Source organism: Streptomyces sp. NPDC006510 (assembly GCF_040611955.1).
GTDB lineage: Bacteria > Actinomycetota > Actinomycetes > Streptomycetales > Streptomycetaceae > Streptomyces.
In genome coordinates this window covers 1-19,260 of record NZ_JBEXPH010000162.1, presented here as the reverse complement: position 1 = coordinate 19,260, position 19,260 = coordinate 1, and the positions used below count along the sequence as shown (strand labels likewise).

The window sequence follows — 19,260 nt, the reverse complement described above, 5'->3', positions numbered from 1 at the left end:
CGCAGCTCGGAGCGCATCGGCACCCGGCCGCTGATCCCTTCCACGATCCGGATCACCTGCGGCGCACCGTCACGCGGCGGCATGAAATCGGTCACTCTGACCGTTCCGCGCGGTGTGTCCCACTCCGATTCCAGGATGAGGGAGTCCCCGCGGTAGCGGCGGCGGTCCGCGGCCTGCGGCTGCGTCCCGTCCGCCCGTGCCGGACCCAGGCGCCAGAAGCCGTGCTCCTCGGTACCCAGCAGTCCTGCGAAGACGGCGTGCGAATCGAAGCGGGGAAGGCACAGCCAGTCCACTGTGCCGTCCCGGCAGACCAGGGCGGCGGTCTGCATGTCTCCGATGAGTGCGTAATCCTCGATGCGCCGGGTGGGCAGGTCAGCGGGTATGGCGGTCAGCACGGTGAGTCCTCTGCGTCGGGGGCTTGGTGAGCGGTGTGGAACGGCGGGGGCGGGGTGATGAGCCGTGAGGCCTTGTACGCGTCGGCGAGCGACACGATGGCGGTGCTGCGGTAGGACATGTCGCCGCGGGATATCACCAGTACTGCGTCCGGTGTTGCGGGGTCCGCCAGGTAGAGCGGCACGCGGATCCGGTGCCCGCCTGACGCTCTGCGCGACGGACATGGCCGAGCCAGGCGAAGACGCTCAGCTGGCCGCGCATTGACGAGTTCCCCCTCCTGCCGAGCGCGGAACTCCCGGCGCCGGAGGGCGTGCTGCCGACGGAGAGGCTGTGCGAATAGCCAAAATCCGTAGCGGTGATCGACGGGGTGGTGCGCAAGGGTGACACAACAGCCTTTCGAGGCGGAGTGGGTGCGGTGTGGACTGCCGGGCGGATGCTCGCCCGGTCAAGCAGTGGCGAACGGGTGTGAACGGGGTCCGGGGCGGACTGCGCCGGCAAAGTGCCCGGATTTCTGTTTCACGTGTTCCTGACGGATGGCGGGGTGCCCGCGAGGCCCGATATCGCAGGCGCGTCCTGGACCAGGGCCCGGATGCCGGGTATCTCACGGGCCTCGTGCTGCAGCAGATGGGCCGTGCCGCCGTCGGCGGTCCGCACCGTGCGGACCGGTTCCCACGCGAGATGTTCCGAAAGATGCAGGGCCAGCCGGGGCGGGGCGACCCGTATCCGGACCCATGCGTGTCCGGTGCGGGCGGCCCGGTCCCTGACCCACGACGTGATGACCCAGCTGAGCCGGTCCGCGGCCAGCGCCGGATCCGTGACTATCCGGACCAGGCCAACAGCACGCTGGGCTGCTTCGCGGGCCGTCCAGCCGGCATGGGGTGTCTGATCGACGGTCGTCGCCGTAGCGACGACCGCCCCATCACAGGTCAGAACGAACGGCTGGGCAGCCGCCTGCTCAGCCGCAGTGAGGGGGCAGTAGCGGATGAGTCCGATACCTCTGTACTCGGCCCACCGGACCCGTGCCCTCCACAGAGCGGTGACTGCAGGCAGGTCGTCCTGCAGCATCTCGCGTATCTCGTACACAACATTCCTTGGGAATTTTGCTCTGGACAGGGGAAGTGCGCCCGCGTGGCGGGGAGGCGGCCGGTGAGCCGGTACGGGCGTGCTCTCAGCGCGGTGAAGGCGGTCTGAAGGCTGTCCGCAAGGGTCCGGGGCCGGCCACACCAGCACACAAGCCGGGCCGCGCGTGCCAGCGGGTGGGCGTGAGGTCCGGGCGCAGGACATCGAGGCGCGTGGGGCACGGTGATGCCGATGTACTCGGTCCTTCCGTGCTGTTGTCCCTGTCGATCTCGCCAGAAGGCGGTCACGGCTGCTCATGTGCCGGTTGGAGGGCCTCCGCCAGGCGCTTGGCGGTGTCCATGCCCAGGTCGCCGAGCGTGATGGTGGGGAAGTGGTCGCATTTCATGCAATTGGGGTGGAAGGTGACGTCCATGAAGCCAGAGGTCTTCTCCCTCACTGCCTGGAAGAGGCGCTCCATGACCTGCACAGATTCGGGATAGTCCGGGATCTGTGCGAGTTCTGTGGGGACCGGACCTGCGCCGAGGAGGGTGCCGAGTGCGAGCGCCGAGTGGACACTGACGTCGCCGAGACGGATGCGGAGACCGTTTACGGCCGGCTCGGGGAAGGGGGAGTGCGCGTACAGTCCGTGGTCTTGAAAGGCGTCGTGCAGGGCATCAGCTGTCGCGAAGTGCTCGCTCATGCCCGCGCGGAGGAGGGAAATGAGTGTGGTGGCGGTGGTGCTGTCCAGACGTTTGAGGTGCATGACCGGGGGCCCGCCACGGGGGTGGGCACTTACCTGTGTGAGTCCACTGATGCCGGCCTCGGCCAGAGCGTCGTGGAGGCCGTTGCGCACGGCGACGGTTTCCTCGTAGGTCATGGACTCCGGGCATGTCCGGGCCGGGAGGGCCGTGTCGGCGCCCGGCCTGGGGCGCAGCAGCGCGGCCAGGGTGGCGGCATCAGGGCCGGCCAGGTAGTTCATGTGCATGACCGGATGACCGGCGGACTTGTCGTCGTCGACCGTCGTGCCGGGGCAGTAGATTCCGGCTGCCTGCAAGGTACGGCGAAGGGTGGAGCTCAATTCGACGGCATCGTCATGGGCGGAGTGGGTCGTGCTCACGGGAAGCTCCGTGGGTGAGATGGCGGACGGTGCGGAATGCTCGGCTTTCAGGCCGATGCCTGGCAGTGCGATGTCTCGCGGGTAGGTGTCACTGGCTTGAGCGGCGTTTCGCCAGGGCCGAGTGCGGCGTACGGCGGATTCTGGGTCTCCAGCTCAACGGCCGGCCCGTGGCGGAGCAGCCCGTGCCTGTGTCATCGCTGGCGGAGCAGATCCGACGACACACAGAGCCTCCAGCCCGCTGAAAGAGGTGCGGGTGGCGGAGGTGGGACGTCGACCAGTACTCATGTCAATGTCTTCAGTCGGGCCGCCCATAGCTCCGGCTCGGACATCTCGTGCTGATTCGGTAGCAGCAGGCCGTCCTGCCACACCTGGTTGAGGCGCTGGATGCCCACGCCCTGGACCGCCGCTTCCACCAGGTCGCAGCCCACCGTGTACGGGGTCTGCCGCGCCGCATACATGTCGGCCACTCGTGGATCTTCGGCAACCTGGACGTAGTGGTCGGAGCGGGGCGCGGTGTCGGCGTCGACCGGAGTTCCGAAGAGTTTCCGGGTCATCTGCCGGTCGGCCCAGCGGGCGTGCCCCTCCTCCAGGACCGAGATCGCAGGGCCGGGCGGGGCGGAGCGTGATTCGGCCCACCGTGCGCCATGCTTCGAGGCCCGGTTCTGTGCGTGGTGCACCAGTTCGTGAGCCACCACCTGCGTCAGGTACGTCTCGTCCGTGGACACACCGGTGTGAAACAGCCCCTCTGGCGTCAGGATTGTCTGGGAGAGCAGGTCCGGCCCAGGCAGCGTTGCGCCCATCACCAGGTCACGCAGGAGCGGCGCCGTTCGCCGGAACGCAGACCGCGCGGCCGCTTCCCTGCGTGCGCCGGCCAGCTTCTTCCACCACGGCTGCCGCGCGCGGAGTGCCGTGAAGGCCTGGTTCATCTGGGACTGCTGTTCGGACTGCCAGGTCTGCGGGCTGACAATCCGGTAGATCACCAGGGGCGGCAGCTCCAGTTCCGTCGTCGGGTGCACCAACGGCACGACCTCGGTGAGGATCCTGTCGATGCGGTGCTGAAGGGTTGCGTTGGTCCCCGTCTCGTCGAGGACCTCGATGTCCGTCATGCTGCTGCTCCCGTACTGATGTCCTGGACCGCTCGGTCGCAGGGGCTCGTTGGAGGGCCGTCTCTGGGGACCTGTACTCAGGTCCCCAGAGACGACCGGTCTGGGGTGTGGGGTGGGTGGTCAGTGGTGTGCGCGATCCGGGTGCAGGGCGATGGCCGCGTACGTGCCCGTGGCGTGGTCCGGGAGGTGCGCGTGCGGGTTGCCCTGGTGGTAGTGGGACAGGGCGACTACTCCCGGTTTCCGCAGAGGCCATGGGGCGAGCAGTTGTGCGATCTCGGTCCCAGAACAAGGGTGGAAGGGGAGTCCGGCCTTTGACAGGTGACGGGCGGCGGCGGCGGCTGCTTCGCGCTCGCAGAAGTCGGCCGTGACGTGGGTCATGGAGATCGCGCTGCCCGGCGGCGCCCAGGCTCTCACCTGATTGAGCACGAAGCCGGCTTCCGCCGTGGTCGTCGCACCCAAGGCGCCGCCGTGGGCGAGTACGCCCACCGGTTTCCCGGGGTCCAGGCTCTGCACGGCCGGGGCTCTGAGCACACTGAAGATGTTCCGGAAGTCCGCGTGGACGAAGGGGTGACTGCGCGGGCTCGCCGTCAGGCATGTTCGCGTGTGATGGGCCATCGCCATGTCGGAGTCGACGTGGACGACCCTGGCTCCGGGTACGGAAGCGCACACCGGTTCGTGCAGTTCGTCGGATGTGGTGCCGGTGGGAAGCAGCCCGGAGCCCAGGTCCAGGAACTGCGTGATCCCGTACTCCGACGCGAGGGCCGCGACGGTCAGGTGCCCGTGGACACGGTTGATCAGCACGGCCGTCTCCAGCCACGGTGCCACTGCTCGCACACGTTTGGCGACCTGCCTGTCTGCAGGGTAGTTGTGGCGCCCGCCCAGAAGGTAGTTGGCGATACGGGCCGAGGACGGGCGGCAGGCCCAGCTGCGAGTACGGTCCGGGCCGTGGTGAAGGGTGGCCGGATCGTTGCTGGCGCGTTGCCCGGCGGTGCCGGCGAGTTGCTGAACCGGGTCCGGTGTCCGGGTTGCCTGTGTGTGCCTGGTGGTGTTCATGCGGCTGCCCCGGTCGCGGACAGCGGGGAGGGGAACCGCTGCGACCACTGGTCGTGCTCGGTGCCCAGCGCTTCCTGTCCCAGCCGCAGTATCTGGATGTCTCCGGTGCCGGCGGGTGCGTACGTGTGCTCCGCGTCGCGGAAGAGCCGCTCGATCGGGCGGCCGGTCATGAGACCGGCCGCACCGTGGACGTCCATGGCCGTGCGGGCCGAGTCACGCACCGAATCGGCGTTGACGAACTTGGCGTTGATGAGGAGGTCGTCGCACGGTTTCCCCTGGTCCAGGAGGGACACGGCCTCGTACGCGATGCTCCGGGCGGTGGTGAGGCGTGACGTCAGCAGTCCCAGCTTCTCCCTGACCGTCGGCAACTTCGAGAGAGGGCGGCCGTAGAGAAAGCGTTTTTGGGTGTAGGCGATTGTTTCGTCCACGAGGGCCTGGTGGATCCCGAGTGCCACCGCCGTTAGGTTGGGCCGGCCGTAGAGCACGCTGGAGGAGTAGGCGACATCGAGGCCGTCTCCAGGGGCGCCGAGCAAGTTTTCCGCCGGTACCCGGCAGTTCTCCAGGATGAGCTCGCCGAAGGAGAACCCGCGCAGTCCCATGGCGGGTATGTGCTCGCCGACGGACAGGCCGGGCCGGCCGGACTCGACCAGGAACGCCGACAGACTCCTTGGCCCCGCCTTCTTCGAGGTGCGCACGACGATGCCGTGCAGGTTCCCGATGTGGGAGTTGCCGATGTAGCACTTGCGGCCGTTGAGCACGTAGTCGTTGCCCCGGCGCTGTGCTGTGGCCTGCATGCCCAGGACATGGCTGCCGGAGTCCGGCTCGGTCACCGCGATAGTCGGCAGGACGGTCCCGGCGGCGATCTGCGGCAGCCATGTCTCCTTCTGCCGGTCGTTTCCGAAATGGAGGATCTTCGCCACGCCGAGCTGGGACGCCTGCACCGCCGCGCCCATCGCGGCGGACACCCGGGCGATCTCTTCGATGATCAGGGACTTGGCGACATGGCCGACGCCCATCCCTCCGTACTCGGGGTGAATGGTGGCACCGATCCACCCCTGCCGAGCCATCAGGGACACCAGATCCCGCTCGACGGCGCCGCTCTGTTCCATCTCTGCCACCCGCGGAGCGACTTCGCACTCGACGAAGGTGCGCACCGCCTGGCGAAGCTGGTCGTGCTGCGGTGTCAGATACACCCCGGACATCGTGTGCTCCCCTCCCTGTTCGGTGACTCGGTCACGTTCGTTGTTCGGTCGCGCTGGTGGTCCTCACCGGGGCAGGTATCCGGCCCGTCTGTGGATGAAGTCGAGGACGGCGTCGCGGTGGGACTTGATGAGCGCGAGCATCGCCCGGCCCTCGCTCCTGGGCTGGCTTTCGCGCCCGACGAAACACACCGTGCCCAGCACGATGTCCTCGTGGATCAGAGGTGCGCCGGCGTAGCTGCGGATGCCGATCAGGTCGACTACCGGGTTGGACCCGAAGCGTGGGGCGACGTAGACGCTGGGCAGAACTAGCGCGTTCCGTCTCCGTGCAACCTCCGGGCAGAAGCCGTGGTTGAGGGGCATGCTGCGGCCCACGGCCGGCAGCTCGTTTCCCTGGGGGGTGGCCAGCCCGAAGAACTGCTGGTGCTGGGTGCCGAAGATGTTGACCATCGCGTACGGGACGGCCGCAGCGTGGCGGAGGCGCACGGCGAATTCGTCGAACTTGGGATCGGGGGCCGTGAGGCCGAGGGCGTGCTGCAGCTCAGCCCTGCGCTTGTGATCCGGCTGTATGGCGGGCGTGGTCATACATGTGCTCCGAGGCTTGGGGTGGTGGCATGGGTAGGGGACAGCCGGGTTTTGATCCGTAGTTTGATCAGGCGGATCAGCACGTCCAGTGCGGATGCGCGGTTGCGGGCGTCGCAGATCAGTACGGGGACGGATTCCGGGAGCTGCAGGGCGTCGCTGACCTCGTCCGTGCTGTAGCGCAGGGCGCCGTCGAACTCGTTGATAGCCACGACGAAGGGGGTGCGACGCTGTTCGAAATAGCCGATGGCAGCGAAGGAGTCCGTGAGACGGCGGGTGTCGGCCAGGACCACGGCGCCGACGGCGCCGTGGCAGAGGTCGTCCCAGGTGAACCAGAACCGTTCCTGGCCTGGGGTGCCGAACAGGAACACTTCAGTGTTGAGACCCTTGAGGCTGATCTTGCCGAAGTCCATTGCGACCGTCGTGGTGGTCTTGGCCTCGATTCCGGTCAGGTCGTCGGTGTCCCGGCCCGCGATGGTCAGCGACTCTTCGGTGGTCAGCGGCTTGATGTCGCTGACCGTGCCCACCAGTGTGGTCTTGCCGACACCGAGGCCGCCTGCGATCACGATCTTCAGCACCTTCGGTGCTGCATGACCACGTGCGGAGTCAGGGCAAGCGTTGTAGGCCGGCAACGACTGCCTCCAGGAGGTGTTTGTCTTCGTGCGGGGCAATATCGGCGGGAGCGGTGAGGACCAGCGCTCCGAGGTCGAGAAGGTCGCAGACCAGGACCTTGGTGACCTGGACGAGCTGGCTACGCAGTCCCGCGAGCTCGACAATGGACCGAGGCGAGATGAGGCAGAGCAGCCGCATGGCCTCGGCATCGGCGCCGATGCCGGTAGGAGTGGTGGCAGGCCCCGGACTCAGCAGGGACGTCAGCTGCAGTTCGTACTTCGGGCGTGTGCGGCCTGCAGTGATCGTGTACGGACGTACATCGTCCAGGGCACTGTCGTGCCAGGCGCTACGGCGGGGAGCCACGTCACTGCTCCTGCCCGATGCCGGTCCGGGCCCTCGTGCTCAGATGCTCGTCGAGGCTCTTGGTCAGGATGGTCATTTCCCAGCCGATGGCACCCGGATCCGCCTCATGCCCAGCGATGACTCCCAGGCGCGTTCCCACAGTTGAGGTGTGGCCGACGGATCCGGCGCTCATCACGAACAGCGTCTCGGTCTCGCCCTCGATGACGAGCTGCCGCACGCCGCATGCCAGGATTCCGCGAGCGAGCGAGTACAGCCCACTGATGGCTGCGGCCAGCCTGCCCTCCGCCCCGCCGTCGTTTTCGGCGGAGTAGGAGGTGTTGGTCCCGTCGTCGGCGTAGGCGATCGTCAAGCCGTCAGGGGCGACGAGCACTACGTGGTAGGCGTGGGGAGTACGAGACAGGAATCCGGCCAGCAGCCCGTCGAGCGTTGTGCCGCTGGTAGGAACGATGTCGGGCATGAAACTCTCCTGGTTCTCGTGAGTGGGGGGAACGGGGGCAGGCATCAGTCGCCGGCCGGGCGTGTGCGTTTGAACCGCGCCATCAGATCGGGACTGGGCGGACCGACCGGCTCCCGCGGTACGTCCGGGGCCGGTGCCGGGACATGGCCGGCCTGAGCGGCTTCGCGGCGCGGAAGTGCGGGCCTGACGCCGCCATCGCCTTGGTCAGGACGGCCACGCGAATGCCCGGTGTCGTCCCCGCCGGTGGTGCACTGGGTCTGCGGGAGGCGCCGGGGAAGCCCGGCCACGGGACGCTCCGGACCTGCGGACACCATGGGCACACCCTGCTCGGGCACCGCCGCCGGTGTGACGAGCAGCCTTCCGGGGAGGACAACAACCGCGCGTATGCCGCCCATCCCATCCGGGTGCAGCTCGATGAAGACGCCGTGCCGCTTGGCCAGCAGCGCGGCGACCAGCAGACCGATCTGCCCTTCTCTGAGGCGACTGCGCGGGTCGGCCCCTTCCGGGCGTGCCAGCAGATCGTTCAGAGCGGCGCGCTTCTGGGCGGTCATGCCCGGGCCGCGGTCGACGATCTCGATGGCCAGTCCGTCCGTCACGTGGCTGGTGTGTACATCGACATCGGTCGCCGAGAACTTCGTCGCGTTCTCCATCAGCTCGGCCAGCAGATGCACGACGCTCGGGCTCACATAGCCGGGCAGGGCGACAGGCTGATCCGAATGCGCGATCTGCACACGGGAGTAGTCCTCGATTTCCCCGACCGCCATGCGGAGCATGGCGGAGACCAGGACCGGCTCGACTGTGCGCGACGGTAGATCTCCGCCCAGCACCGCCAGACTCTCCGCGCCCCGGCGCATCCGCGTCACCAGGTGGTCGATCCGGAACAGCTCACCGAGCAGGTCGGGGTCTTCGACCTCACGTTCCACTTCGTCCAGGACGGCCAGAGTGCGGTAGATGAGCGAGTGCAGGCGCGCAGAGATGGGCCGGAAGATCTCGGCCAGCTCCGCTTCCTGGTTCAGCAGATGGTGCTGGTGGGCGGCCGCTGCAATCACTGCCTGCCATGCCTCGGTCTGGCCGTGCTCCAGCGCCGCGAGGACATCGGTGCACAGGTTGCCGGTCGGCTGGGGCAGCATCGCAGGGGTGTGACGGACGTGGACGCGTCCTTGCTCCACCTCCGATGCCGCCCAGGCGATGTTCTGTCGGCCCAGGCCGATCAGTCCGGAGATCTCCTGCAGGGCCTGCTCGGCCCGGGTCATCCCATCCTGGGCCTCCTTCAGGCGCTGTTCGGCCTGGACACGCTGTGACTCGGTACGTGCGAACGCATCGCGGGCACTGCGCGAACGAAGGTACCCACGCCACGTCGCGGCGCTCGCCGCCGAAGCCCCGGCCGCCACGGCGACCGGCATCGGCAGCAGACCGAGACCGTCAGCCGCCCACGCGCAGCCCACCACAGCAGCGGCCAGAGCACTGGACGTGGCCGCGGAAGGAAGATAGGACCCATTCCCGGAGTGCAGCGCTTTACCGGCTCCGCTCGCGGTCCGGCGGCGGCGCCCTGAAGCCGGCCTCGGGCGGAACACATGCTCAGGCACAGGTCACCTCAAGGGGACGGCCCCCGTCAAAGACGGACCAGAGCGCGGCCGCGGCCTTCGGGGAACGCGAGCGGCACAGACCGTCGTGCAGCGCTGAGGCTGCGGTCACCGGTGCATAGTCAGAAGAGTTGCGGGACGGGAGGAGCCAGAGACGAGCTGTGCACTGCATGCGGGAAGAAGACTGCCCTGGGTCCACGCACCACCACTGCCCTTGCGAGAGGCACGGTGAGTGCCGAGCGCCCCAGGTTCCGGCAGTGCCGGCCTCGACCGGAATCAGCAGGACGCCGTGCGGCCTGCAGTAGAGGATCGGGCCCACGGGCTCCCCCTCCATCCGCAGCCTCTCGACCGCGGGCAGCCCGATCCCTGCACTTGTACGGACGATTTCGTGGCGGGACGGCAACACCGCCGGTCGGGGCTGCTCGGCAGTGGCGATATGCCAGGGCAGGCTCGTGCTCGGAAAGGGGTGCATGGGGACTCCGGTCAAGGCCTTCACCATCGAAAGGCGCGGCAGGTTGTGAGCGGAAGCCGCTGGAGAAGCAGCGGGAATGACGGAAGGAAGGCCACGGGGTCCGGCGAAGGGGCCGTAACCGTCGGGGAACGGTGGTAGGTGGTTCGGGAGTGGATCTCGTCTGAAACCAAGCCTGATCTCCCCGCCGCGAAAGCGATACGCCAAACCTTGGCCACGTTGTGGCCATGTCGAGGGCAGCCGGCAGCGAACCTCCGTGTCCCTGCGTTCATTTCAGGGGTCACAAGAGCGGAGAAAAGGGTCGATCGGGTAGCGCCCCACGCGCTCCCTGGCGGTATGCGGGGAGCGTGGCCATAACGTGGCCATCTTCATTGAAGTGCTTGACAATGCTTGTTGAGTTGTACTCGCAAGGGCACTTTTTGTGTCCTTCGTGATGCTTTTCTCGTTGCGGGACTCATTCTGTAATCGAGTTCCGAGTCGGGGCTCCGGGCATGGTCGGAGAAGTACTGGGCAGGGTTTGCCGGTGAATCGGCGGCTGCACGCCCACATCGGCAGTGGTGAACAGCGTGTGGGGCGGAGCGTTCCCCGGTGAGACCTGTTGCTGTCCATACGGGGGCGTGCAAGGAGCCACTGATGGGTGATTCCGGCCCCCAGACCGGCCGGGCCGAGATCACAGCAGCCGATATGGCCACAACATGGCCAAGGTTTGGCGTACCGCTGCCCTGCCTCTGTCGGGGAGGGTTAGCAGCGGGTCGATTTCCCGGCCCACGCCACACGGCGTCTCGAAGAACAAGGAGACGAAGGTGCCGTCGACAACAGCCGAATTCATCCGGGGCCGGAAATTGGGGCAACTGGTTGACCATCACGCCTTCACTCTCAAGGCCAGGAGTGAACCTCTAGCGTGGGCCCGCGAGACGGTTCGCTGGCTGATGAAAGACCGCTCTGACCAGGGACGGATCGACGACACAGTTCTGGTCGCCACCGAACTACTCACCAACGCGATCCGGCACGCGGGCGGGCCGGTGTCCTTCACCCTCGACCTCTACGAGGAGGGTGTCACCGTGGGTGTCGTCGACTGCGGAACCGATACCACTGCCATTCCAGCAGTTCCTGTCAGCCGCTTGGCCGACCTGAACGAGGGGGAGGCCGATGCCATCAACAGGCTCGACCTACCTGAAGGCGGACAAGGTCTGTTCTTGATCTCTGCGTTCGCCAATGCATGGGGTGTCGAGCTTGTCCCGGCCGGTAAAGTTGTGACTGCAGCCCTCTACTTGCGCGGGAGCAGTGCGTGAGCGATTCCGATCTTGGCGTCCGCCACCTGTGCCGGGGCATCGTCACCAACCCGGTCGGCCTCCACTGCAACATGTCCACTGGCCGCGCGCCGCACGACAAGTCGGAACACATCAATCAGTTCCTGGGGGGCCTTAGCCGCGCGGTTGAGCGGGGGGCGACGCTCTTCGACACCTCCGACTCCTATGACTACGGGCACACGGAACGGGCCATCGGCCAGTTTCTGCGTCGGCATCCGAAACTGCCCCTCCAACTGAGCAGCAAAGTAGGGCAGTTGCGTGGCAGTGCTGAGCACCCGTATGCGGGCCGGCACATCCACCACCAACTCGAGCAGTCGCTGGAAAACCTCTATGCCGAGCAACTCCACCTGTACACGTTGGACAGCTTTGATTTCGGGCCCGATGACCGGTACTTGGGCAACGCCATCGACGTGATGCGCACGCTCCGTGAAGTGGAGTCCATCAAGGCGATTGGTATGCGCGGGCCGTTTGTCAACTACGTCGCATCCCCCGAGGAATGGGCGGCAGAGGTTGAACGGTTCCTGTATCTGTTCCGACTGATCAAGCCCGATGTGGTCTGGACGCGATTCAACGCCTTCACCCCAGCCGTTTCCATCGAAGGGGATGACTTGTTCACCTTCACTGCCAGGCACGGCGTCGGCCTGGTGCTGGCAGCCCCGCTGGCCCATGGTCTTCTTATGGGGAAGGCGTCGTCGCGGGCAGAGCTCTCCCCGAGGCACCCACGACTCATACCTCCACACATGAAACAGGCCGATGAGGGACTCCAGGGGCTTCGCGGCCACTCCGGCGACGCTCCAGGCGCTCTGACCCAGCTGGCCCTCCGCTCTTCCTTGCAACGCGGGGAACAGTGCGTGGTCGTTGTCGGCTTCGACAACGAGCAGCAGGTCGAGGAGAGCTACCGCTGCCTGGGGCTCCCGCTCACGCCAGAGGAGCTCGGGGCCGTCGACGACGCCTATGCCGACTTCCGGACTCGCCTCCACGAGAAAGTGACACGCTCGCCCACCAAGGAACTGCAGGCATGACACCGCACCCCAACAGAGCCGTCGCAGGGGGCGGCGCTGGTTGCCGGGGGTAGGTGACATCAGTTCAGGTCTTCGCCTTCCTGGGGGAGGAGAAGTGAGTTCGGGGTATGGACTCCCCTTTGCCTCGGTTCCGATACGGGCAAGCCTGTGAACCAGCGCGTCTGGCCGTCGCCGATGTTTCCGTACATGGGCGCTCACTCGCAGGGGGTATCGAACGGCAGCGATACGGGTTGCTGGAAGATGTGCTCCAGGACTCTGCCGGTGTCGCGCTGGGGGCAGGCTCCGCACTTCGCTGGCCATCCACGGGTCGAAGTACGACGAGCGATGGAGACATCAGCGAGGCAGCGGTCCCCGGTTTGCCCGGCCAACTCCTGTCCCGCCTATGCGAAGTGGCTGCTGACCGTCTTGCTCGTGGTCCAGCACCGCTCCTGCACCATCCGGCGGAACAACGTCATCCGATTCCCCCGTCAGTCCAGCCCGCCTGGAAGGGAAGCATCGTGCCCGGACCGGGCACGCAGAGCAACGCTCCGTACGACGCGCCAACGGTAGGCCGGTGAGGAGCTGGTGGTGCGCCAGAGCTCGACGAGATCCACACGGTTGATCTCCAGAGACACGGGGGCGAGGGTTCGCAGCCGAGCGACGCTCTCGACAACGGGCGCGGCGGGTCGTTCCCGGTTGTTGTATTGGATGCCCAGGTGGGGCCGGAAGGCAACGGTGGGCTTGCCGCCGGGTACTCCGGCTTGACGGCCGATCGCGCAGAGGGCGGCATGCAGACGGACAAGCGGCAACCAAGGGGTGAGGGTGAAGCGTACAGCCCCGCGTGAACCAGCAAGGGGATGAGCGGCGATTCGGAAGCTTTCCTCAGGCAGCTGCTCGGCCAGTTCCGCGAGAAGTTGCAGCTGCTGGTTCGACACCCTGTCAGTGCTGCCGACGCGGGTCAACGTCACGTGCAGTCCGTCCGCAGGAACGGGGTCCATGCTCAGGTGCGCGAGTTCGTTCTGACAGTGCCTTGTACGGTCAAGCAGGTGGAGAGCCTCGGGAAACGTGAGCATCCAGTAATAAGCGCGTTGCCCCTCGCCCCATCCGGGACGCTCCCAGTGGTTCGTCATCTGCTCGACCGCAGTGAACGCATGCCAGTCGTGATCGACGAGCAACCCTGGGTCGACAAGGTCGGAGGGCGGGTGCAGCGGGAACGCCGAAGGATGGACATCCAGTTCGGGCGTCACGACTCTCCTTACTGCTGTGGCGCGAGCTCCGGGCCCGGGCCACTGACGATCGGTTTGGCTTGAGGGTGTGAGCGCCAGTTCCTCAGGTCCTCGGCATACTGGCTTACGTCAGCCTCAGCGTGCCAAGGCCTCGCACGCTCGTACAGTTCATTTGCCCTTTGCCACACGGAAGCGATGGGCGTGGTGGTTCCTGCGTGAAGCGCACTCTGCCCTAGAGCCATGGCGTGTTCCACCTCCGGCTGTTTGTGCTGGAGAAGGGCCGTGGCGACATCGAGACGAACCAGGGCGCGGCTCCACTCGGAATCGGAGTTCTCGATCAGGCTGTCAATCAGTTCTGCACAGGACAGAACCTCGGCTGTGTCATCGAGGGACAGCCGAGCGGTTATCACGTTGGCCAGAGTGCGGGCCGGGCTGTAGGGCGCGAAGGAGATGCATGAAGTGATCCCGGATGGAAGGCCGGCCAGCCTGTCGGAAAGGTCCAGGGCTTTGCCGATGGCTCGCTCCGCGCCCCTTCGGTCGCCTAGACGGGCCAGAGCACGTGCTCGTCCGTTGGCCAAGAGCCGGATGGCTTGATGGCTGGTCGGCGCCATTTCGATGCCGGCTGCCGCCGCAGCGTCGGCTTCGGAGTATCGACGCTGGTAGTAGAGGCTGAGCGACCGGGTGCCAGCAGCCCACATCTGCAGCTGTGTATCGCCGATGTGCTTCGCAAGGACCTCGGCCTCCGTGCAATATGCCTCCGCTACGGTGGGCCCTGATCCGGCGTTGACGGCCATGTAGGCCAAGAGGCCCGCAGCACGGCTGGTCAGCCCGAACAACTCGGCCCGGACCGCCGGTAGATGTTGCCCGCTCAGCAGAGTGTGGAGCGTACTTCGGATCATTCGAGCCTCACCGGCGAGCGCCTGAGGGCCACGGGTCTCGTAGCGGTCCACGATCCCCTGCAATTGCCCACGGAAGTGTTCCAATAACGCCGCATCCACACTGGACCGGGTCAGCGACTCAGTCTGGGCAGCGACTGACAACGGGTCGTCGAACATGCCTGTCTGGGGGGAAGCAAGGGGCCGCGAGCTCTGCCGAACCGCTGGCAAGGGCACGGCCGCCATCAGCATCTTGCTGTCCGAGGTGTGGAACAGCTTCGCTACGGGTTGCTGGAAGAGGTGCTCCAGGATTCTGCGGGTGTCGCGCTGGGGCAGGCTCCGCACTTCGCCGGCCATCCACCGGTCAAAGGTGCGACGGGGGACAGAGATCTCCCCGAGGCGGCGGTTCCCAGTTTGTTCAGCCAGTTCCCGCCCCGCCTTCGCAAAGTGGGTGCTGAACGTCTCGCTCGTGGTCCAGCGCCGCTCCTGCACCATCTGACGGAACAACGTCGGCCGCATGGCCTGTACCTCCGGGACGTCGGCGGATCAGTCGTGCGGGCCCGCCATTCTCTGCAGCTTTCTCAGTACTGAAGGCATCAGGGACCATGCCGAAGAGCCTGATGCACGCGAACCCGAGAAGATGCTCCAGGACCATCTGGGTCTCGCGCCGGGGGAGCACCTCCAGTTCGCCGGCCATCCACCGGTCGAAAGTACGCCGGGCAACCGCGGCCCCAACCGGTCGGCCAGTACCTGTCACAAGCGCCACTTCGTGGGCCGCTCGCGCGAAGTGCGCGGAGAAGACAGCCCAGCTATCCCAGCGCTGCTCCTCAAGGAGTACCCGGAACAGTGTTGGGCGGGTCAAGACGACAGTCCTCCTGGGACAAGCCAACCGAGACAGCGACAGCCACGACAGGCGACAGCTTCTGCACGCACTGTGACCTGGCTAGGATGCTCCTAATCAACTGTGCTTGACAACTAGCTGAGCAAAATTGCTCGCACTTTTGGTTGTGATACGAGGCTAGCGACGGCACACTGTCGGCATGTCGACTAAAGTGCCCCCGACCTCCATGGTCAGGTCTCAACTGGGTGCCCTGCTGGCCCAACTACGGGTTGAAGCCGGGCTGCGCCAGAGCGAGGCCGTGACCAAGGCCGGCGTCCTGGACAAGGGCGGGCTGAGCAGAGTCGAGGGCGGTACCCGAGGAATCACTCAGCCCACCGCCGAGCGCCTCCTGGACTGCTACAACGTCACCGGCGAAGGAGTACGGAACGAGATTCTTGAGCTCATCCGTCTTGACGCGTCACTGAGGCGAAAGCCGCAGTGGTGGAAGAGGCACAACGACGTACTCAGCCCGACGGCCTTCGACAACTACCTTGGCCTGGAAGCGGTGGCCAGCGAGATCAGGAACTACGAACCGCTGGTGATTCCGGGCATTCTTCAGACTCCCGAGTACGCCAGCGCCGTCGTACCTGCACTGCGTCCGGATCTGACCGAAGCCCAGGTCCGGCGGTTCGCTGAGATCCGGGCCGCACGCCAGCGGCGCATCCTGGCCGCCCCCTCGGACCAGGGCGACGGACCTCGGCTGACAATTCTCGTGGACGAGCGGGCGGTCGAGCCTCCCGCAGCCGGGCCGGCTGTCATGAACCGTCAGTTTCAACACCTCATCGACGCGGCCGACCATCCTCGAATTACGCTTCGGATGAGCCTCAAGTCCGTCGGCCTCCACCCAGGACTCACGGGCGGCTTTGTGATCATGAAGTTCCCCTCGCACGCGGTCCGGGATGTTGCGTGCGCAGAACTCATGAGCCGCTCCGTCTACCCGCAGGACGAGGACGAAGTCTCCCGCTACCACAACGCATTCGACTGGCTGTGGCAGCGGGCGCTCACACCCACCGAGACCCAGAATCGTCTCAGAACAGCGATGGAGGAGCTTCAACAGTGAACCCCAGCAAGACCGTCACCACAGGTACCCCTTGCAGCGGCGACGGCGTCCGGTGGCGCAAGTCCTCATACAGCGGCGGGTCCGGAAACTGTGTCGAGTTTGCCTTGGCCCGACCTGGCCAGATCTGGGTCCGGGACAGCAAAATTCCCGGTGGTGCGGTGCTGTCATTCCCTGCTGCGGCGCTGACAGCCTTCCTGACCGTCGTAGTCCAGGAGGAGCACCCACCCGCATAGCCATTGCAGCGCCGTAACCTGGCCACACTCAGGTGGTCGAGCAACGAGCACAGCTCTGACGGCCTCGTCCTGACCGTGGACGAGGACGGCTCAGCGACCCTCGTCGTCCCAACGGGGGCAGCGCGTAACGGTGCTGGCAGCCGCTAGGAGCGTGTCCCAGTAACCGGCGACCCGCTTGCGGTTCGTGATCATTCATGCGTAATGATGGCGGTATGCATGGTAGGGATGGGCTGTTCGAGGTCGAGCGGGTCGAGAAGAAGCAGCCGCAGGGCCGTCCGGCGGGGGCGGACAAGACGTTTCGGGCGTTCGGCCCGCACCAGGTCCTGCTGCTGCCCCCATCGCTGGACGACTGGCTACCCCAGGACCATCTGGCACGGTTCGTCGCCGAGTTGGTCGACGAGGTGCTCGATCTGGGACCGGTCCTGGCCGACTACACCGAAAAGCGCGGCTACCCGCCCTACGACCCCCGGCTGATGTTGCGCCTGCTGATCTACGGCTACACCACTGGCGTCCGCTCCTCACGGGCAATCAAGCGCCGCCTGGCCGACGACATCGCCTTCCGGTTCCTGGCCGCCGGCCAGGCCCCCGACTTCCGCTCCATCTCCCGGTTCCGCCGCCACCTGGAAGCCCTCGCCGACCTGTTCACGCCGTCCCTGCACCTCGCGACCAAGCTCGGCATGGTCAAAATGGGCCGCGTCGCCCTGGACGGCACCAAACTCGAAGCCAGTTGTCGGCGTACTCGCCTATGTGACTCTGGCAAGATTTTCGTAGCCGGAGATCATCCCGGTGTGAGGGTCGGCCGGTCCGCGTAGCAGCGGCGGAGGTGGGCGATCAGGACGACGCGGTGGCGGAGAAGTGGGATGCCGGCGCGTCCGCCCATCAGGCGTTTTTGCAGCTTGACGTCGGGCCTCGACAAGAGGTGGCGGCGCGCCGAGTCAATGGTGCTCATGTGGGGTGTCCTCCTGCGGCCGTTGTGGCCGCGCTGCCCACTGGTTCTCACCACGTGGTGAGGTCGATTGTGTGGACGCAATGCGGGTCGGTCTCGTCGGTCGTCCAGCGTTCCTCCTCGCGCACGAGTGTCGGGAGTGCAGCGAGAAGGGCGGTCAGCGCGCCGGTGAGACGTACATCGGCCGCAATGACGCCGACTTCCTCGACCGCGACGTACAGGCGCACGCTGTCCTGCCCGGTGAGGAGGAAGCCACACAGAGCAGGGCTCGGCGGTGTCTCGATGTCCGGCCAGGCCAGTGTCCGCAGGATGCGCAGTACCTGGTCCGTGCGTGCCGGTGGAGCGGGCTCGACGGCGGAGGTGTCCACCCGGATCAGGGGCATACCCATCACGGACGCATCCGAGTACGCGGGGTTACTGGACACGAGCGTTCGTGCCCACCCCAGTGCCATAGGCGCGGTGGCCGGCTCGTCATCGTCGTCCACCAGCGGGATCTCGTAGGCGACCAGTGTGTTCGGTGCCACGGCGTCGGCGGCGCCGGCCACGATCCGGACTGCATCCCGCGTCGGTAGCATCCCGCGCAGGAAGGTCTGGCCGAGGAGAGGCACCGCCGTGTAGTCGAGGAGGAAGCGCGTGATGTACGCCTGCTGCTCGACCGATTCCTCGCACAGCCCGCTCACTCGTTGACCCAGCTGGGACACTTGTTGACGCCCTTGCAGTAGGCCGTGATCACGCCGATCTTCTTGCCCTTGCCCGCGTCGTACTCGCCGTCGGCAGTACGACGGGCGTATTGCACGATGACCACGATGTCGACCAGCCGGGTCTGGTGGCGGGCGACACCGTAGTACTCCAGGCGCCCCCCGCTCTTCTTGTCGACCTTCCCGGCGAGAGCCGCGTTGATGACCCGGCACTTCTTGATGTTGTGCTTGCCCGAGAAGTGATTCCAGCCGAGATCACCGTTGCCGTACCGAGTGGGAATCACCCGCCCCTCGGGATCGGTCTGCTCGCACTTCGTCTTCTTGTTCCAGTAAGGCCCCGCTGACGCGTTGGTCACAGACCCGCCAACGAGCGCTAAACCGGTAACTGCCGCGACCATGACGCTGATCATCCTCATGACCGCAGACCGTGTCACATTCCAGCCGGGCATGCTCCATCCTCATCAGCAGAAACGCTTCCCTGTTCCCCGAACGGGTTTATGGCCTTCACCGAATTGACGGTGGCAGGGACGAAGCCGGACCGGCGCCTCCGGGCAGACCGCGGCGGCGAAGCGACGACCCTGGGTCACACTGGTCCGAGCTGGACCTGGAACGGCTACATGCCGGCCGGCTCGTCACTCGGGGGGCCGCGAAGTTGAGTCAACTGCCCGATGACCGAAGTCCAGGCCGGGTGGAACGGGGCCAGTTGGTAGAGGTACGCGGCCACCTTGTGGGGCGTAATCGGCGGCGGCAACTGTCTCGGCGAACGTGTCCAGCTGCAGGAGTGAGTGAGGATCCTCGAAAGCGTCGAGGACGACCGCTAGGACCTGCGCGAGGTGACGCTGGCCTCTGGCCGATGAACCGGCCGGCGCAGTGTTCCTGGCTCTGTTTTCGGTCGTGATACTCGCTGCCGCGGTCCTCTCCCTGCAGTCGTCGCGTCAGACACCTAGTGCCGCATCAGGCAACCTTTGCCCTGTTGTGATGTGACGCGCCGTCCGGGTGCTGTGGTGGACGGCGCGTGGGCGTCATTCTGTCCGGGTG

At 66.3% G+C, this 19,260-nt stretch carries 21 protein-coding genes and 1 pseudogene; 5 read left to right on the top strand and 17 right to left on the bottom strand.

From position 1 onward, the window contains the following. The 12 genes from ABZY11_RS33750 to ABZY11_RS33695 all read right to left on the bottom strand — a co-directional run. The coding region (locus tag ABZY11_RS33750) for a trehalase-like domain-containing protein (RefSeq protein ID WP_356482816.1) at window positions 1–329 on the bottom strand (329 nt) is incomplete at its 3' end. A gap of 59 nt (window positions 330–388) precedes the next feature. Further along, on the bottom strand, window positions 389–628 hold the full coding sequence (locus ABZY11_RS33745; RefSeq protein ID WP_356482815.1) for a DUF3825 domain-containing protein: 240 nt from the start codon (window positions 626–628) through the stop codon (window positions 389–391). 281 nt (window positions 629–909) lie between these two features. Continuing rightward, the gene (locus ABZY11_RS33740; protein ID WP_356482814.1) at window positions 910–1,476 is read right to left on the bottom strand and encodes a hypothetical protein; all 567 of its coding nucleotides are present in this window, start codon (window positions 1,474–1,476) and stop codon (window positions 910–912) included. A 280-nt stretch (window positions 1,477–1,756) separates the two neighbouring features. Then, on the bottom strand, window positions 1,757–2,569 hold the full coding sequence (locus ABZY11_RS33735; RefSeq protein ID WP_356482813.1) for a hypothetical protein: 813 nt from the start codon (window positions 2,567–2,569) through the stop codon (window positions 1,757–1,759). Window positions 2,570–2,850: 281 nt separating this feature from the next. Next, on the bottom strand, window positions 2,851–3,675 hold the full coding sequence (locus ABZY11_RS33730) for a hypothetical protein (RefSeq protein ID WP_356482812.1): 825 nt from the start codon (window positions 3,673–3,675) through the stop codon (window positions 2,851–2,853). Between the two features lie 120 nt (window positions 3,676–3,795). After that, window positions 3,796–4,728, bottom strand: coding sequence for an SAM-dependent methyltransferase (locus tag ABZY11_RS33725; protein WP_356482811.1), 933 nt, complete (start codon window positions 4,726–4,728; stop codon window positions 3,796–3,798). Next, window positions 4,725–5,930, bottom strand: coding sequence for an acyl-CoA dehydrogenase family protein (locus tag ABZY11_RS33720; RefSeq protein WP_356482810.1), 1,206 nt, complete (start codon window positions 5,928–5,930; stop codon window positions 4,725–4,727). The genes ABZY11_RS33725 and ABZY11_RS33720 overlap by 4 nt, the downstream gene beginning before the upstream one ends. A gap of 63 nt (window positions 5,931–5,993) precedes the next feature. Then, the gene (locus ABZY11_RS33715; RefSeq protein WP_356482809.1) at window positions 5,994–6,512 is read right to left on the bottom strand and encodes a GAF domain-containing protein; all 519 of its coding nucleotides are present in this window, start codon (window positions 6,510–6,512) and stop codon (window positions 5,994–5,996) included. Then, window positions 6,509–7,141, bottom strand: a complete 633-nt coding sequence (locus ABZY11_RS33710; protein ID WP_356482808.1) for an ATP/GTP-binding protein — start codon at window positions 7,139–7,141, stop codon at window positions 6,509–6,511. The genes ABZY11_RS33715 and ABZY11_RS33710 overlap by 4 nt, the downstream gene beginning before the upstream one ends. After that, complete coding sequence (locus ABZY11_RS33705; protein ID WP_356482807.1) at window positions 7,116–7,484, bottom strand: DUF742 domain-containing protein; 369 nt, start codon at window positions 7,482–7,484, stop codon at window positions 7,116–7,118. Before ABZY11_RS33705 ends, ABZY11_RS33710 begins: the two co-directional genes overlap by 26 nt. 1 nt (window position 7,485) lies before the next feature. Further along, window positions 7,486–7,941 (bottom strand): roadblock/LC7 domain-containing protein, encoded by a 456-nt coding sequence (locus tag ABZY11_RS33700; RefSeq protein WP_356482806.1) that lies wholly within the window; start codon window positions 7,939–7,941, stop codon window positions 7,486–7,488. 44 nt (window positions 7,942–7,985) lie between these two features. After that, window positions 7,986–9,194: an ATP-binding protein gene (locus tag ABZY11_RS33695; RefSeq protein WP_356482805.1), complete on the bottom strand. Its 1,209-nt coding sequence runs from the start codon at window positions 9,192–9,194 to the stop codon at window positions 7,986–7,988. A gap of 1,602 nt (window positions 9,195–10,796) precedes the next feature. On the opposite strand from ABZY11_RS33695, the gene ABZY11_RS33690 reads away from it, so the two are divergent. Both ABZY11_RS33690 and ABZY11_RS33685 read left to right on the top strand, forming a co-directional pair. Continuing rightward, window positions 10,797–11,285, top strand: a complete 489-nt coding sequence (locus tag ABZY11_RS33690; RefSeq protein ID WP_356482804.1) for an ATP-binding protein — start codon at window positions 10,797–10,799, stop codon at window positions 11,283–11,285. After that, complete coding sequence (locus ABZY11_RS33685; RefSeq protein WP_356482803.1) at window positions 11,282–12,325, top strand: aldo/keto reductase; 1,044 nt, start codon at window positions 11,282–11,284, stop codon at window positions 12,323–12,325. Before ABZY11_RS33690 ends, ABZY11_RS33685 begins: the two co-directional genes overlap by 4 nt. 467 nt (window positions 12,326–12,792) lie before the next feature. Here ABZY11_RS33685 and ABZY11_RS33680 read toward each other — a convergent pair whose 3' ends face one another. Next, window positions 12,793–13,551, bottom strand: coding sequence for a 2'-5' RNA ligase family protein (locus ABZY11_RS33680; RefSeq protein ID WP_356482802.1), 759 nt, complete (start codon window positions 13,549–13,551; stop codon window positions 12,793–12,795). Between the two features lie 8 nt (window positions 13,552–13,559). After that, window positions 13,560–14,924, bottom strand: coding sequence for a hypothetical protein (locus ABZY11_RS33675; protein WP_356482801.1), 1,365 nt, complete (start codon window positions 14,922–14,924; stop codon window positions 13,560–13,562). Between the two features lie 521 nt (window positions 14,925–15,445). Here ABZY11_RS33675 and ABZY11_RS33670 point away from each other — a divergent pair. From ABZY11_RS33670 to ABZY11_RS33660, 3 genes and pseudogenes are all read left to right on the top strand, one after another. After that, complete coding sequence (locus ABZY11_RS33670; protein ID WP_356482800.1) at window positions 15,446–16,345, top strand: helix-turn-helix transcriptional regulator; 900 nt, start codon at window positions 15,446–15,448, stop codon at window positions 16,343–16,345. Further along, entirely contained in the window at window positions 16,273–16,578 is a 306-nt protein-coding gene (locus ABZY11_RS33665; RefSeq protein ID WP_356482799.1) for a DUF397 domain-containing protein, read from the top strand. The genes ABZY11_RS33670 and ABZY11_RS33665 overlap by 73 nt, the downstream gene beginning before the upstream one ends. Window positions 16,579–16,808: 230 nt before the next feature. After that, window positions 16,809–17,306: pseudogene (locus ABZY11_RS33660) on the top strand (transposase); the annotation flags it as partial. A 50-nt stretch (window positions 17,307–17,356) separates the two neighbouring features. On the opposite strand, the gene ABZY11_RS33655 reads toward ABZY11_RS33660, so the two are convergent. Genes ABZY11_RS33655 through ABZY11_RS33645 form a run of 3 tightly spaced genes read right to left on the bottom strand, consistent with a single transcriptional unit; the run spans window position 17,357 to window position 18,578 of the window. Beyond that, entirely contained in the window at window positions 17,357–17,527 is a 171-nt protein-coding gene (locus ABZY11_RS33655) for a hypothetical protein (protein ID WP_356482798.1), read from the bottom strand. A gap of 47 nt (window positions 17,528–17,574) precedes the next feature. Beyond that, window positions 17,575–18,225: a hypothetical protein gene (locus ABZY11_RS33650; RefSeq protein WP_356482797.1), complete on the bottom strand. Its 651-nt coding sequence runs from the start codon at window positions 18,223–18,225 to the stop codon at window positions 17,575–17,577. Further along, window positions 18,201–18,578, bottom strand: a complete 378-nt coding sequence (locus ABZY11_RS33645; protein WP_356482796.1) for a hypothetical protein — start codon at window positions 18,576–18,578, stop codon at window positions 18,201–18,203. Before ABZY11_RS33645 ends, ABZY11_RS33650 begins: the two co-directional genes overlap by 25 nt. Between the last annotated feature and the right edge of the window lie 682 nt (window positions 18,579–19,260).